This window comes from Arthrobacter sp. Dra40, from assembly GCF_059091905.1.
Genome location: NZ_JBNHHB010000002.1, coordinates 146,474 through 160,624, shown reverse-complemented (window position 1 = coordinate 160,624; position 14,151 = coordinate 146,474). Strand labels below are relative to the sequence as shown.

The window sequence follows — 14,151 nt, the reverse complement described above, 5'->3', positions numbered from 1 at the left end:
CGAGCGACTTTAGGCAGTCGGCTCCTTGAGTCCAAGAAGGGCACTGGTCGCCGTGATGTAAGCGTTGGTCATGGCTGTTGCATCGTAGTCTTTGCCATAAACTCCTTTAGGCCAGGTGCGTACGCTGTTCAGCGCGCCGACGATGTACTTGGTGAGCAGTACGGGAGGGATGGCACTGGTGGCCTCGCCTCCCTCGACCGCTCTGGTCACGAGCTCAAGAAGGTAGTTGAACCAGTTCTCACTCCGAATCCGGATGTTCGTTCGGTTTTCGCCCGTGAGGTAACGAGCCTCCGTGAAGAAGATGTTCGCTCGTTGGGGGTCTTCCAGGTATCCCTCACAAGCTGTGCGGAGGTAGCCGATGAGTTCTTGCCCCGGCGGCAACTTCAGCTCCTTCATGTGTTCGACCCTAGCCTCAGACTTACTGAAGGAATCATCCAGAATGCGGAACAGGAGCGTTTCCTTCGACGGAAAGTAGTGGTACAGGCTGCCCTTCAGCACACCGACCCGATCAGCCACGGCCTGCACAGTGGTTGCCGGATACCCTTGCTCAGAGATGACGGCGATCGCGTGCGCCATGACCTCGGCATCGCGATTTCGTCTGGGCGTCTGGGTCTTTGTTTTAGTCGTGCTCTGGGCATCGGTGAGCGATGAAGTCACTTTGGCCTACTTTCATCTATCGGGCTGGCAACCGACAGGAAGCCAGTCCAATAATTGTAACCCGACCAAACGTTCGTCGCCTAGATACATACCAACCGGATGGTAGATTTGGTATCGTTACTAGCGCTGATGATATTTCCCACAAAGGAGTGCCTGTGACAACGGATGAAAGCAACTCTCTTAATTCGCTCAATTGGGGCGGAGCTTTCTGGGAGGGTGCAATCAAATGGCCAGAACGGGCCGGGTCTAGAGCAATCGATCTTTCGGTTCGATTGGAAGCCGGCATCCCGCGGCACCCCAATCACCCCCCCTACTCGTTGACCATGACTGGCATGCACGGCTCAGGTGGGAACTATCCCAAGGGCATTTCAGCCACAGCTGAAATGATTACCACGGGAGGGCATGTAGGCACTCATGTCGATGCATTAGGGCATGTGGCCCTCGACGGCTGTATCTACGGGGACCGCGACATCATCAACAAGCAGAGCTGGTCGGGTGGAGTCGGTGTCGGATCGGTCGAGGAACTGCCGCCCCTCATCGGGCCCGGTCACCTTGTGGATGCGACAGAGCTTTTCGGACGTGATCTGACGCCTGCCGATGGTATTGGCGCTGATGAGTTTGAAGCATGGTTTTCCGATCACCCGCGTCCCGAGAAGGATTCAATTGTCGTGGTTCGCACCGGCCAGATGAAACACTGGCGCGACCCGAACCGATTCCTCGGCACGGGCAAGGGAGTACCAGGGGTATCGCTCAGCGGCGCACAGTGGTTGTCGGAAGTCGGTGTCCGCGCAACGGGAACTGACACGATGAATTTTGAGCACAAACCCGATCCTGCGGTCGTAGCGATGGATGCGCACGTACACCTGCTCGTTGAGAAGGGGATTCCGATCATCGAATTCCTCGACCTCGAGGCAGTGGCAGCAGCCCGGGCATACGAGTTCTTTTTCGTCGCGGCAGCACTGCGCCTCGGGGGAGCGTCCGGTTCGCCGATTCGCGCCCTTGCCCTGCTCTAACTTTCTGCTCACACATTCGAAAGGCATACCCGTGGTTAAGACCAAACACGTCGACTTCATCGACCAGACCCTGCGCGACGGAAATCAAAGCCTGTGGGGGATGACGATGCAGGCGCATGACGCTACCGATGCCCTGCCCCATCTTGCGCGAGCCGGTTATCGCACAATCGACCTCTTCGGTGCAGGTAGCGTCACCGTCGCCGTACGCAACGGTTTCAACCCTTGGGACAAAATCGATTACATCGTCGCCGGCCTGACTAACAACGAGCTGCGGTCTGGCCTGCGGACCATCTCTGCGGGCGGATTCGTGCCAACGCCCCAGGTCATCCTGGACCTGTGGATCCAAACGGTAGTCAAGCACGGAATGAAGAGCATGTGGCTTTATGACTGCCTGTTCGACATGGAGGTCATGAAGCACATGGCGGGGGTCATGACCGAAGCGGGGGGCATTCCCGTGCCGGCAGTGATGTATGGGTTGACAAGCGTCCACGATGACGCCTTCTTTGCCGATCGAACGGCACAGATGGCCACTTGGGAGGGTGTGGAGTCAATCTATGTAGAGGATGCAGCCGGCCTTCTGACACCGGAACGGGCTCGGACGCTTCTGCCGGCATTGCGGGCGGCAGCGGGCTCAGCCCCTCTCGAGGCGCATTTTCACAACACTACGGGTCTCGCACCACACAATTACGTGATCGCGCTCGAGAGTGGCTTTGAGCGGTTGCACACGGCGTCGCGGCCCATGGCGAACGGGCCATCGCTTCCGTCTACCGAAGCGATGGTCACCATCGTGGAACACATGGGATACACCCATTCCCTGGATTCCACGACGTTTGCGCCGGTTGCAGAAAACTTTCACCGCCAAGCCCTGCGGGGCGGCCACCGACTCGGCGTACCAGCCGAGTACGACCCTCGGGTCTACGATCATCAGTTGCCGGGCGGGATGACGGGGACGTTGATCAATCAGCTCGCGAAGCAGAAGATGAGTCATCGTTTCGAAGAGGTGCTGGAAGCAATTCCGCAGGTCCGGCGGGACTTGGGGGAGCCGATCATGGCGACGCCGTTCTCGCAGCTGGTCGGCATCCAGGCCGTGATGAACATCATTACTGGTGATCCATACAGCATGGTGCCCGACGAGGTCGTCCACTATGCCCTGGGTCACTACGGGCCCCTTGCTGCTCCGATGAACCCTGATGTGCAGGATCGCATCATGTCGACCCCCCGCGCGAAGGAGCTCGAGAACTGGGAACGCGCAAACCCGACGTTGAAGGAGATAAAGCAGATCTACGGAACCTCGCTCAGCGATGAAGATCTGCTGCTGCGGTTCCTGACCTCGGACGAGGAAGTCGACAAGCTCAATGGCGTCAAGCTCCGCACGGACCCTCGAACGAGCAGTAACGAGATCGTCAACCACGTAGTGGACCTGATCGCTGAGTCGCGACCGTTGACCAGCCTTCGTGTCGCAGGCGCCGGGAGCGATGTAACCCTGCGCCGGTCGGGCACGAAGGAATCCCCTGCCCTGTGATGGGCGCCGTTAACACCGTCAAAGGAGCAGTGGCGCCCGAGACGTTGGGCTGGACACTCGCCCATGAACATCCCTTCGGAATCACGCCGGAGATCGCCCGGGACTTTCCGAAGCTGAGCTATCCCCGCGGACGGGATGCGGCGATAGTTCAGGTAGCGAAGAAACTCCAGGACTTGGTCGATCGCGGGATCGGCACCGTGATCGACTGCACGTGCCTCGGCCACGGGCGGGATGTCCCTGCACTGATCGACGCTAACGCCGACGTGGACATCAATATCGTGGCTGCCACGGGCGTGTATACCTTTGATCATTTGCCGCGATTCTTCGATCTGCGTCCCGCCAGCCGTTCAGCGGACGGGATGGTGGTTGACGTCATCGCGGACATGCTCATCCAAGACATCCAGGTGGGGATCCAAGGGACGGAAGTCAAGGCGGGCATCATCAAGTGCGCAACCGGGGCCATGGGAATAACGCCTAATATAGAGCGCATCCTGCGCGCGACAGCCCATGCCCACAGGGTCACCGGAGCGCCTATCACGACCCACACCGACGTCGCCTCAAGGAACGGCCTTGATCAGCAGAAGCTTTTTCTCGAAGCGGGCGTCGACCTCAGTAGGGTGGTAATTGGCCACTCCGTAGATAGCGCGGATATCGACTACCTCACGCAACTTGCTGACGCCGGGTCATTTCTGGGAGCCGACCGTTTTGGCTACTATGTCCCGGGCAGCCCGCAGATGGCTGACCGGATCAATACCGTGGCAAGGCTGTGCGAGCGAGGCTACGCGTCCCAGGTGCTCCTGGCCCACGATTCCTTCATGTACACAGACTGGTGGGAGGCGGGGCTGCGAATCAACGGGCGCTGCCTCCTGAGTGGACGTCGACACATATCTCCGATGACGTCATTCCGGCGATGCTGGAGCAGGGAATTACCCAAGAGCAGATTGAACTCATGATGATCGAAAACCCGCGGCGTCTGCTCTCAATAAACACACCCTACTAACCCTCTTGACAAACAGAGACGTATCCTCGCATCCTAGACTTTCTACCAAACACTAGTTTGGACTCACCTCATGGAGTAAATCAATGAAGACTATGTCAAGAGCCGCCAAGACTCAGCTCCTGAATCATGGGTTCAGCTGGACGAGCAGGTTCTGATGGAAAGCCGTCTGATGACCAAGCCAGAGGAAGTGCGCGGCGTGATTCAGACGAGCGCTGCAACCAGGCCGAGTGACTGGCGATTCGTCCTCCTGTTACTTCCAGCGCTGGCACTGGTGGGACTCGCCGTTCTATACCCGATTCTGCGCAGCTTCATCGCAGCGTTCACCTTGGAAGAGCAGGGAACTGGGTCCTTCGAATGGCTCTGGGCGAACCCGGTATATTCGGAGATCATCTTGCGTACGATCACCGTCGGTATGATCACCGTAAGCGCGTGTGCCCTCCTTGGGTATCCGTTTGCCTACGCGATGGTCATTTCTGGACCCAAAATCCGCGCGGCACTCCTCCTGATCACGCTCCTTCCGTTCTGGGTTAGCGGCGTAGTACGAATCTTCGCCTGGGTCATCCTTCTTCAACCTGGTGGAGCAATATCAACGATCCTTGGGGTGCCGAGTGGAATCCTGGGGACCGCACTTGGCGTCCAGATCGGTCTGGTACAGGTGCTTCTGCCGTTCATGATCCTCCCGCTATACAACGGGATGCGGAAAATTGATCCGAATCTAGTTAAAGCGGCCGAGAGCTTAGGAGCTAGGCCTTCGGTCGCGTGGGGCCGAATATTCCTTCCGCTATCCGCTCCCGGGCTATCCGCCGGAGCGACCGCAGTCTTCGTTCTGACCTTGGGCTTTTACGTGCTTCCTCAGGTGCTCGGTTCACCTCAACAGTCCATGCTGGGAGGCGTGATCTACGCCCAGGCGAGCGAACTAGGAAATCCTGGTCGCGCTGGCGCCTTGTCACTACTACTCATCGCATTGGCCCTCTTGTTCGTGGGCATCCTCACGCTCATTATCCGACTGCTTGCACGCGACAGGAGGGCCGGATGATCAACCGTCATGTGTTTGTCAGATTAGCCGCCGCAATTGTTGGCATTCTCGTGGTACTTCCCACGTTGGTCGTCATCCCGGTCAGCCTTTCGTCCAAGGCCTCCTTTGTGTTTCCGCCACAGAACCTATCACTCCGCTGGTACGAGGAGTTTTTCTCCAGCCGCGCGTGGGGCCAATCGTTTATGAACTCGATCCAGATCGCTGTGCTTGCAATGATCTTGGCCGTCATTGTCGGGACCGCTGCGGCCATCGGGCTGCATCGACTTCGGCCGTCCCGAAAGCGCGAGGGAATCCGAACGACGCTCCTTCTCCCGATCGTCGTTCCAGGAATCGTGCTGGCCGTGGGGGTATACCTTGTTTTCTCGAATCTCGGTTTGGTGGGCACGATCCCCGGTTTCGTATTCGCACACGCAATGCTAGGCGTCCCTTTCGTCATGGTGTCCGTCGGAGTGAGCTTTGCAGCACTCGATCCTGACCTTGAGCGCGCCTCAGCGGGATTGGGAGCCAGCCCAATGTCTACGTTCTGGTCGGTTGTCCTGCCGGCCATTTCACCCGGAGTCATCACGGGGGCCCTGTTCGCATTCGTCACGTCCTTCGACGAAGTCTTGCTGTCGTTGTTCATCAAGTCTCCATTTCTCGAAACCCTGCCCGTACGCATGTACAGCAGCATCAATACCTCCATCGACCCCACAATCGCCGCTGCTTCGACTATCGTGCTGGGCTTCACGACGTTGCTGTTCGCCTTCGTCGGCGTTGTCGTGCTGCTGCGAAACCGATCACTGAGAAGGACTGACTCGTGAACTCTATCGAGACCAAACAAACGGGTACTCTGACCAATCAACCGGGCACTGAGACAAAGCAACCGGGCACTGAGACAAAGCAACCGGGCACTGAGACCAATCAACCGGGCACTGAGACAAAGCAACCGGGCGTTGGCGTGTCGCTTCGTGGGGTCACGAAAACTTTCGGAGGCGCCAATGCCGTCGATGAGGTTTCATTCTCAGTGTTGCCTGGAGAATTCATGACGTTGCTCGGGCCTTCCGGCTCCGGCAAGACCACAACCCTCAACATTATCGCCGGGTTCCTCACTCTCGATTCAGGAGAGCTGCTGCTTGGGAATGAGTCCGTGGCGGCACTACCTCCGAGGAAGCGTGGCATCGGAATGGTCTTCCAAAATTACGCTCTGTTCCCCAACATGAACGTCGCTGAAAATGTGGAGTTTCCGCTCAAGCAGCGGAAAATCCCCAAGGCCCAGCGGCGTGAGCTGGTCGCGCGGGCAATTCGCACAGTACGACTGGAGGGGTTTGAAAAACGCGCTCCAAATCAACTAAGTGGCGGGCAGCAGCAGCGCGTTGCCCTGGCCCGCGCGATCGTTTTCCAGCCTCGCCTCCTTCTGATGGATGAGCCACTCGGCGCTCTCGACCGCACCCTGCGAGACACAATGCAGCTGGAGTTGCGCCGAATTCACCGCGAGGTGGGATGTACGGTCGTGATGGTAACCCATGATCAGGAGGAGGCGCTCGCGCTTTCCGACCGAATTGCCGTGTTTGACAACGGGCAGGTCCTTCAGATCGGGACGGCCCGCGAACTGTATGAACAACCAGCTGACGTTACAGTCGCAAAATTTTTGGGGGAGTCGTCCCGTATCACCGGTACGGTCGTTCCTAGCGATACTGGCACCATGCTCGATTTTCAAGGATCTCCCATCAGGACTCCCTCCACGGTGCTTGCACCGAACACGCGCGCGACACTGGTCATTCGGCCCGAACGCGCGGGGTTGCGCTCCACTGAATCCTCGCCTGAACCGGATCACGCCCAGGTTAGGGTTGAGGTTCTGGAGGAGATTTACTTGGGCTCCGGCCGGAAAGTCAGTGTGAGACTGTCTGATGGATCAGTGGGCATAGTTCGCGAATCTGCCGGACAGGTAACCAATTTTCATCCCGGAGACGTCTGCGCATTGACGTGGAGCATACGCAACTCAGTACTGCTCCCGGCAGACTGAACGTCCCCTTCCAGCATGACAACCAAAAGATTGAAGAAGTGGGCCGACGTTCAGCAACGGCGAAGCCGCTGAGAAGATCGGGCGAGCCTGGGCATAGGTCGCGAAGAGCAGGAGCAGTTCGCCGTACGCTCGTAGCGCCTGGCGGTCAGTGCCTGGAGCACTGGGAAGCATGACGACGAGATTGTTCAGGTGCCGGGACGTGATTTCACGCGGGACGAGGGTATTCGAAACTATACTTCCCTCGAAAAACTCGCCAGTGTCATGGCACTCTTCTTAGCGGAGGGCGCAGGAACCGTGACGGCCGGCAACTCGCCTTAATCAACGACGGAGCGCCGGCGGTTCTGCTCGGCGAACAAGGAGGACGGATGAAACGGGCCACTAGGTCGCATCTCGGGTCGCGCGCCGCCGCGTCACAGGGCCTCGCCTGCCTTGCAGGTTGGCCAAACTCGATCCGAGAAAAATTTACATCCGCGGCGGAGCGATCGCGATGAGGCACCCGCGTGGCGCATCAGGCGGCCATGCGGCACACGGACTAAAGCGGCGCGGCGGTGGCGTCGCTGCGGCAGCTATCTGCATGGGCGTCGGCCAGGGACTCGCGGTCGTCCTCGAGCGATAGCCACTTCTGACGACGCTGACCGGGGAGTCAGCAAGGTCCTTCTCAACAGGATTCAGCGCTGGGCCGACGAACGGCCGCACGATACTGCCGCAGTGGTAGCCGGGCACCGCCTGCGGTGGGCGGAGCTTCGGGACGCTGCAGCGACTCTGGTGGCAGATGCTAAAGCCATCACCGTCCTGTGTGAACCGAACTCGACGAATTCGCGGTGCAATTCGCCGCCGCTGTTGCCGGAGGACGCCAGTGCGCCGTCCTCGACCCCGCCTGGCCCGTGCAACTGCAAGAGGACATCGTTCAGCACGTCCATACGTCGGCGCTGCTGCCCCAGCGTCACCGGATGACGACCTCGTAGACGGCCCGCCAGGGTCCACGTTCCTGATTGGACTGGCCCCCGGCACCACCTTGGTGCCGAAGGCCTTTACCCGGTCGCGGGCCTGGCAGCAGTCCTTCGAGGCCTCCATGGAGTTCGTTGGCGTTTGCCAGGACGATGTGACTCTGGCACCAGGTCCGCTGGCAGCCAGCTTGAACCTCTATGCCCTGGCCGAGTGCCTGTTCGCCGGTTCCGAATTCCATAGCCTTGAGAATTCCGACGTCGGCGACGCCCATGCCGCGATCATGCACGACCGTGTAACCCGACTAGTGCTGGTGCCCACAACGCTGAGGATACTTAGCCTTGATCCACCGATGAGGTTCGGCGAGTCTTCGGCGATTAAACACGAAATGTCCGTCGTTTTCAGGGAAAGTTTGACTTACCACAGAACAAATTTCCTGAAATCGAAGGACATCTCGGATGCAAGTTCCCATAATCATTCCGCCGTGTCAGTTTCCTTCGACGAACCGAATCTCGTGTCCGCCTCCGGGCAGCTGCCGGTGATGATCAAGGCTTAGGGCTGGCCTGGGTGCCATGGATAACGAACGTCAGTGGCACCGCTCACTTGGATAAGTTCTCGTTCACAGGAGGGCCACTGCGTTGGCCGTCGAGCTGACTCCGCCCTCTAACTCGAGCGGAGCAGACACGATTAGGAACTCCCAACGTCCGGCGATCCGGCAGCGCCGTCCCAGCTCATCGAGCTTTAGGAGCTCGAAGAGCGGAATACCGAGTCCGGGAATCAACCGACGGTGCAGTGAACCGGCCTGGGGGTCACCGGGTGCACTTTCCACCGCAGGATTATCGGCACCGACCGCAGCGACTCCGCTGTCCCAGAGATACTCGGCCATTGCGTGATGAGCAGCGAGTCCATTCCAGCAGCGCTGCACGGCGCCGATATCGCCGTCTTCGCTCTGCACCCGCAGATATTGTTCGACCCATCCGGTGCGTACGAGCAGCACATCACCCGGTTGTAATTCGATGTTCTGGGCCGTCGCTACGGCACGCAGCTCTTCCGGCTCGATCACCGACCCCTTGAATGCATCCTCGGTCCCTCCTGCCGACTGACGGAATTCGAGCACGTCCAGCAGCACCCCGCGGGTTGCTATCCCCTCCCGGGCCCAATGATGCATGCCGAGCTGACGCCGCGCTTCGTCGAGCTCCGTGATCCCGCTAAAGTAGCCCAGTTCCCGGGCCCGCACGTGGGCGAGTCCGTCGAGTTGGCTGGATGCCTGCGGGTTGAACCCGTGCAACAGGTCTTCTGCGTTGTTCCGGCTGGGCTCAGTCACCTCGTGTTCGAGCTCGCTCCGATTGAACAAGGGCGGGCTGAAGGCCGTCAGGCTGAGGTTGAGCGAAATTGCCTCCCCGCGAGTGACCGTGCACACCGCGCGTAGGCGTGCTTCGGCCGTGATCTTCGCCAGTGCGCCAAGCGGCGCAGCCAGTGCCTGCCATGAGTGTTTGATGTCGAGAGTCCCGAGTTCAGGGAGCTGAGCATACGTAGGAAATCCGCCGGGGATCACAGACCGACCTCGTTGAAATTGGCGATGGCCTTCTTCAAACCAAGTCGCCTGGTGTTTTCAGACATTTTCCGCACCTCAGGAGTCACATGGAGGAGTGCGTCGGTCTCGGCGCCCATCCGTGCCAGGGTGAGGAAGCCCTCGAGCTCGGCCGCCCGGTTCACTGCGACTTTTTTCATCCTGAGAATCGCAGCGGGAGTGCGTGCGATTGATGCCGCTGTCATGCGAACGTATTCATCGAAGCCCTCTGCGGGCACGCACTCCGTGGCCCAGCCCCAGTCGGACGCCGTTCGGCCGTCGATCACGCGTCCGGCATCAAAGGACATCAGCTTCGCGCGCTTGGGGCCCACGAGATGACTCCACAGCGGGCTAATGAAGCCGCCGCCGAGTGGCAGCGAGGGAGATGCCTGAATGCGCGCCTCCTCGCTCACAATCGTGATGTCGCTGAACGTGCAGAGCTGTGTCGCCCCGGCCGCGCAGATTCCGTGAATTGCTGTGATTACGGGTTGGGGATGGCGCCAGATCTTGAGGAATCTATCCATATAGCCGACTAGGCGGTCGTAGTCGTCAACAGGGGACTTTTCTGTGTTGTAGTCGCCGTCGGGATTTTCATCGGAGCGGGAGATGTCATATCCCGCGGAGAAGGCGCGGCCGGCTCCTTTAATAACCACCACTCGGTTGTCGGATCCGGCCAAGGAATCCAAGGCATGGTCAAGTTCGTCAAGCAAGGGAATGCTAAGCGCGTTCAGCTTTTCCGGACGGTTGAGGGTGATCCACGCAATGACAGGCTCGCATTCCAGAGTAATCGTCGAATAGTCCACAGCTTTGCCCTTCAGTAGTTGTGCGACGGCAGGAACTCTTCTTCGAGCCATTTGGTCGTGATCGGTTCCGTGCGAAAGACCGGATCCGACATAATCTCTGTATGAAGTGGAATGGTGGTCGAGATGCCCTTGACGATGGCTTTGCGGAGACTGCGATCCATCAGATCAACCGCCTCGGTGCGCGTCCCCGCGCTTACGATCAGTTTGGCAATGAGGGAGTCATAGTACGGCGCCACGACGGCCCCATCGGTCATGTAGCTGTCGACTCGGACAGCCGAACCGGCGGGCATCGTCCACTCGGTCACGGTGCCGGGGCTGGGGACGAAACCCTGTCGTGCGTCCTCGGCATTGATCCGGCATTCGATGGCGTGGCCGGAGATTTGCACCTCGTCCTGTGCGACTGAGAGAGCCTCTCCACGGGCGATCCGGAATTGCTCGCGCACAATATCTATTCCCGTAACGACTTCAGTGACAGGGTGCTCGACCTGCACCCGGGCGTTTAGCTCCAAGAAGATAAAGCTGTTGCGCTTGACATCAACCAGGAACTCTACGGTGCCTGCACCGACATACCCGAGTTTCTGGCCCAAGGTGACCGCTGCAACACGCACCTCGTCGACGAGCTGCTCGGGCAGGCCTACACTCGGAGCCTCTTCAATAATTTTTTGGTACCGGCGTTGTGCTGAGCAGTCGCGCTCTCCAAGGTGGATCACGTTCCCGTGTGTATCGCCCAAGATCTGGACCTCAATGTGCCGGGCCTTCTCTATGTATGGCTCGAGGTAGACCGTACCGTCGCCAAAGGCCTGTAGCGCCTCCGTGCTCGAACGTTCGAAGTGCTTTTCCAGATCCGTGGAATCACGCACGATCGTCATTCCACGGCCACCCCCACCCGCAGAGGCTTTAAGCAACAGCGGATAAGCGTCGAGCGCGTCGGCTTCATGGATCGCAGACGGCAGATCTGTCAGGCCCGTCGTGCCCTTCCCCGTCGGGATGCCAATGGAATCGGCCATCGCGCGAGCTTGGAGCTTATCGCCCGAGCGGCGCATCACATCGGCCGGCGGACCGACAAAGCTGATGCCGTTCTCCTCGCAAGCGTCGACCAGTTCGGCGCGCTCGGAGAGAAAGCCATAACCGGGATGCAGGGCGTCACACCCGTGCAGAACCGCCGCAGCAACGACACGGTCGATCGAGAGGTAACTCTCCGAAGCTGCCGGCGGACCGATGACAACGACCTTGTCTGCAAGCCGGGCTGCCAGGGTATTCCTATCCGCCGCGGAGACGGCCAGCACGCTCTCCAAACCCTCATCAAAGCAGGCCCGAACGACACGCACGGCGATCTCGCCGCGATTCGCGATCAGAACCCGTTTCATTCTGCGTCGGCTTTGATCGAAAACATCGGCGTGCCGTATTCAAGCGACGCGGCATTTTCGCAGTGAACAGCTGTGACGACGCCGTCGACAGGAGCCGTAACGTTGTTCATCAGCTTCATCACTTCGACGATGCACAGCGGGTCGCCTTTCGCCACACACGTGCCGGCCGTGACAAATGGTGCTGCGCCCGGCTGCGGTGCTGCCCAGAACACGCCGATGCTTGGGGCGGTCACGACTACGTCACCCGGGTCGACGGCGGACGACGCCGTAACGGGTGTCACTTCAGGCGTGCGTTTCACCTCAACGGCCGCCGGTAAGGCATCGGAGGCGGGTACCGACACCGGAGGCGATGATGCTGCCAGAAGACCTGGGGTCGAACCTGTCTGAGGTAACGCCCCACCGTTCCGAGCGACTGACAAGGTCACGTCACCGATGACAACTGTCGCTTCGTCCCAATCTGAATCCTGGAGTGCTTCGAGCACGATCTTAATGTCTGCCGCAGAAATGGACACAATCTTTACCTACTTTTCTCTTTGTACGGATGTACACGGATTACAGTCTGGGTTTCAGGAGCGTGGCCCGTATTCGCCGCGACGGACACTGAGCGAAGCGTCAAATGACATGGAACGGGGGTGAGTTATGCGACGTGGGACGCGCCAACTATCGACCATCGCAGTACCCTCGGACCGCCTGATTGTCCCAACGCCGGTACTGGTAGGGCAGTTCTTTCCATTGAATCCGATTTTGAACCGCTCCTTCGAAGCACCATAAAAATGATGACCAACCGCTTGGCAGGTAATCTTATAGTAGAATAATTGCACGGCTCAAGAGAGACAACCAAACATTTGGTAGTCACCGGAAGACTACATGCAGGACTTGGCGTGCTCAGCCGACGGAGGAAGCATGATCGACAAAGTTGTCACCAATCCCGACGAAAATGATTGCCATGATAAGCGACGGCGCCACTGATTATGATCAGCGGTTTCGGACCGCCAGGGCAGCCGGAGATACTGATTGACGCCCTGCTGGAGCAGGGTGCCCGGTGACCTAACTGTCATTAACAACAATGCGAACGCGGGCGGCGAAGCGATCTCGCGCCTCTTCGCGGCCGGGCGCGTGAGCAAAATGATCTGTCCTTTCCCAAGCCCTCGCGAACGACGGCAGGATTTGAAGACCAGTACCGGGCGGGAAAGATCGAACTCGAACTCGTTCCTCAAGGCACGCTGGAGGAGCGCATCAGAGCGGGAGGAGCCGGCATCGCCGGTTTCTATACCCGGACAGGTTACGGAACAGAGCTAGCCATCGGTAAAGAGAGCCAAGAGTTCGATGGCGAGGGTTACGTATTCGAACGTGCATTGAAGGCGGACGTGGCTTTGATTCGCGCCCACCGGGCGGACCCTTGGGGGAACCTTATCTACCGCAAGACTGCGCGCAATTTTGGCCCCGTCATGGCAGCCGCTGCCAGCACCACGATGGTAGAGGTAGCAGAGATAGTTGAGCTTGGACAACTCGACCCTGAGACCATGGTGACCGCAGTCATCTATGTGGACGCAGTGACCGAAATCCCTAGCAAAGGAGGCATCAAATGAGACTCAGCCGGGCAGAGATCGCAACGCGAGTGGGGCTGGACATTCCGGACGGATCGTACGTTAATCTCGGGATCGGAGTGCCGACTCTCGTAGCGGACTTCCTGCCCGCCGATCGGCAAATCATCCTTCAGACTGAAAACGGAATGCTGGGAATGGGCCGAGCAGCGGGAGAAGGTGAGGAGGATCTCGATCTTATCAACGCAGGCAAGAATGATGTCACAGAACCCGACGGAGCAGCCTATTTCCATCATGCGGATTCGTTCGGGATGATGCGTGGCCGCCACATCGACTATTGCGTGATGGGAGCCTATCAGGTATCGGCCGCGGGTGATTTGGCCAACTGGAAAACTAACGCGCCGGGAGCCATCCCTGGAGTCGGCGGCGCCATGGACCTCGCAGCGGGCGCCAAACACGTCTACGTAGTGATGGAACTCTTCACCAAGACCGGCGAATGCAAACTCGTCGAAGTCTGCACCTACCCGCTCACCGGCGCAGCGTGCGTGGAGCGCGTCTACACCGATGTAGCCGTCTTTGAAGTCGCAGGGGGTCACTTCCGCGTCCTCGAAGTCTATGAAGAGGAAGCGGTTGCACGTCTCGCAGCCGCCCAGCCCAAGCTCTTCCTGCTCTGAGAGCTTGGGCTGCTGCAA

15 protein-coding genes and 2 pseudogenes are annotated in these 14,151 nt (G+C 59.1%); 12 read left to right on the top strand and 5 right to left on the bottom strand.

Features of this window, described 5'->3' with window-relative positions:
- Positions 1-9: 9 nt before the first annotated feature.
- A complete protein-coding gene (locus AC5RWT_RS02260) occupies positions 10-657 on the bottom strand; it encodes a TetR/AcrR family transcriptional regulator (RefSeq protein WP_494078951.1) in 648 nt (215 codons plus the stop codon).
- A 155-nt stretch (positions 658-812) separates the two neighbouring features.
- Here AC5RWT_RS02260 and AC5RWT_RS02255 point away from each other — a divergent pair, with 155 nt between their 5' ends.
- The 10 genes and pseudogenes from AC5RWT_RS02255 to AC5RWT_RS02210 form a co-directional block, all read left to right on the top strand.
- Positions 813-1,670 carry a cyclase family protein gene (locus tag AC5RWT_RS02255; RefSeq protein ID WP_494078950.1) on the top strand — a complete coding sequence of 286 codons (858 nt, stop codon included), beginning with the start codon at positions 813-815 and terminating at the stop codon, positions 1,668-1,670.
- A 31-nt stretch (positions 1,671-1,701) separates the two neighbouring features.
- Positions 1,702-3,192, top strand: coding sequence for a hydroxymethylglutaryl-CoA lyase-like TIM-barrel protein (locus tag AC5RWT_RS02250; protein ID WP_494078949.1), 1,491 nt, complete (start codon positions 1,702-1,704; stop codon positions 3,190-3,192).
- Positions 3,192-4,145 (top strand): phosphotriesterase family protein, encoded by a 954-nt coding sequence (locus AC5RWT_RS02245; RefSeq protein ID WP_494078991.1) that lies wholly within the window; start codon positions 3,192-3,194, stop codon positions 4,143-4,145. Before AC5RWT_RS02250 ends, AC5RWT_RS02245 begins: the two co-directional genes overlap by 1 nt.
- Positions 4,106-4,192 (top strand): hypothetical protein, encoded by an 87-nt coding sequence (locus AC5RWT_RS02240; protein ID WP_494078990.1) that lies wholly within the window; start codon positions 4,106-4,108, stop codon positions 4,190-4,192. The genes AC5RWT_RS02245 and AC5RWT_RS02240 overlap by 40 nt, the downstream gene beginning before the upstream one ends.
- Before the next feature lie 169 nt (positions 4,193-4,361).
- Positions 4,362-5,228, top strand: coding sequence for an ABC transporter permease (locus AC5RWT_RS02235; RefSeq protein ID WP_494078948.1), 867 nt, complete (start codon positions 4,362-4,364; stop codon positions 5,226-5,228).
- Entirely contained in the window at positions 5,225-6,028 is an 804-nt protein-coding gene (locus tag AC5RWT_RS02230) for an ABC transporter permease (protein WP_494078947.1), read from the top strand. Before AC5RWT_RS02235 ends, AC5RWT_RS02230 begins: the two co-directional genes overlap by 4 nt.
- Positions 6,025-7,230, top strand: coding sequence for an ABC transporter ATP-binding protein (locus tag AC5RWT_RS02225; RefSeq protein WP_494078946.1), 1,206 nt, complete (start codon positions 6,025-6,027; stop codon positions 7,228-7,230). Before AC5RWT_RS02230 ends, AC5RWT_RS02225 begins: the two co-directional genes overlap by 4 nt.
- A gap of 189 nt (positions 7,231-7,419) precedes the next feature.
- Positions 7,420-7,548 carry a hypothetical protein gene (locus AC5RWT_RS02220; protein ID WP_494078945.1) on the top strand — a complete coding sequence of 43 codons (129 nt, stop codon included), beginning with the start codon at positions 7,420-7,422 and terminating at the stop codon, positions 7,546-7,548.
- Positions 7,549-7,717: 169 nt separating this feature from the next.
- Entirely contained in the window at positions 7,718-7,846 is a 129-nt protein-coding gene (locus AC5RWT_RS02215; RefSeq protein WP_494078989.1) for a hypothetical protein, read from the top strand.
- Positions 7,843-8,515 (top strand): annotated as a pseudogene (locus AC5RWT_RS02210) (class I adenylate-forming enzyme family protein); the annotation flags it as partial. The gene AC5RWT_RS02215 and the pseudogene AC5RWT_RS02210, both read left to right, overlap by 4 nt.
- Before the next feature lie 279 nt (positions 8,516-8,794).
- Here AC5RWT_RS02210 and AC5RWT_RS02205 read toward each other — a convergent pair.
- Genes AC5RWT_RS02205 through AC5RWT_RS02190 form a run of 4 tightly spaced genes read right to left on the bottom strand, consistent with a single transcriptional unit; the run spans position 8,795 to position 12,427 of the window.
- On the bottom strand, positions 8,795-9,730 hold the full coding sequence (locus AC5RWT_RS02205) for a cyclase family protein (protein ID WP_494078944.1): 936 nt from the start codon (positions 9,728-9,730) through the stop codon (positions 8,795-8,797).
- Entirely contained in the window at positions 9,727-10,548 is an 822-nt protein-coding gene (locus tag AC5RWT_RS02200; RefSeq protein WP_494078943.1) for an enoyl-CoA hydratase-related protein, read from the bottom strand. The genes AC5RWT_RS02205 and AC5RWT_RS02200 overlap by 4 nt, the downstream gene beginning before the upstream one ends.
- Positions 10,549-10,559: 11 nt before the next feature.
- Positions 10,560-11,915: an acetyl-CoA carboxylase biotin carboxylase subunit gene (locus AC5RWT_RS02195; RefSeq protein WP_494078942.1), complete on the bottom strand. Its 1,356-nt coding sequence runs from the start codon at positions 11,913-11,915 to the stop codon at positions 10,560-10,562.
- Positions 11,912-12,427, bottom strand: a complete 516-nt coding sequence (locus AC5RWT_RS02190; RefSeq protein ID WP_494078941.1) for an acetyl-CoA carboxylase biotin carboxyl carrier protein — start codon at positions 12,425-12,427, stop codon at positions 11,912-11,914. The genes AC5RWT_RS02195 and AC5RWT_RS02190 overlap by 4 nt, the downstream gene beginning before the upstream one ends.
- A gap of 425 nt (positions 12,428-12,852) precedes the next feature.
- Between AC5RWT_RS02190 and AC5RWT_RS02185 the strand changes: the two are divergent.
- Together AC5RWT_RS02185 and AC5RWT_RS02180 are read left to right on the top strand one after the other, a co-directional pair.
- Positions 12,853-13,504 (top strand): annotated as a pseudogene (locus AC5RWT_RS02185) (3-oxoacid CoA-transferase subunit A).
- Positions 13,501-14,133, top strand: a complete 633-nt coding sequence (locus AC5RWT_RS02180) for a 3-oxoacid CoA-transferase subunit B (RefSeq protein WP_494078940.1) — start codon at positions 13,501-13,503, stop codon at positions 14,131-14,133. Before AC5RWT_RS02185 ends, AC5RWT_RS02180 begins: the two are co-directional and overlap by 4 nt.
- The last annotated feature ends 18 nt before the right edge of the window (positions 14,134-14,151 follow it).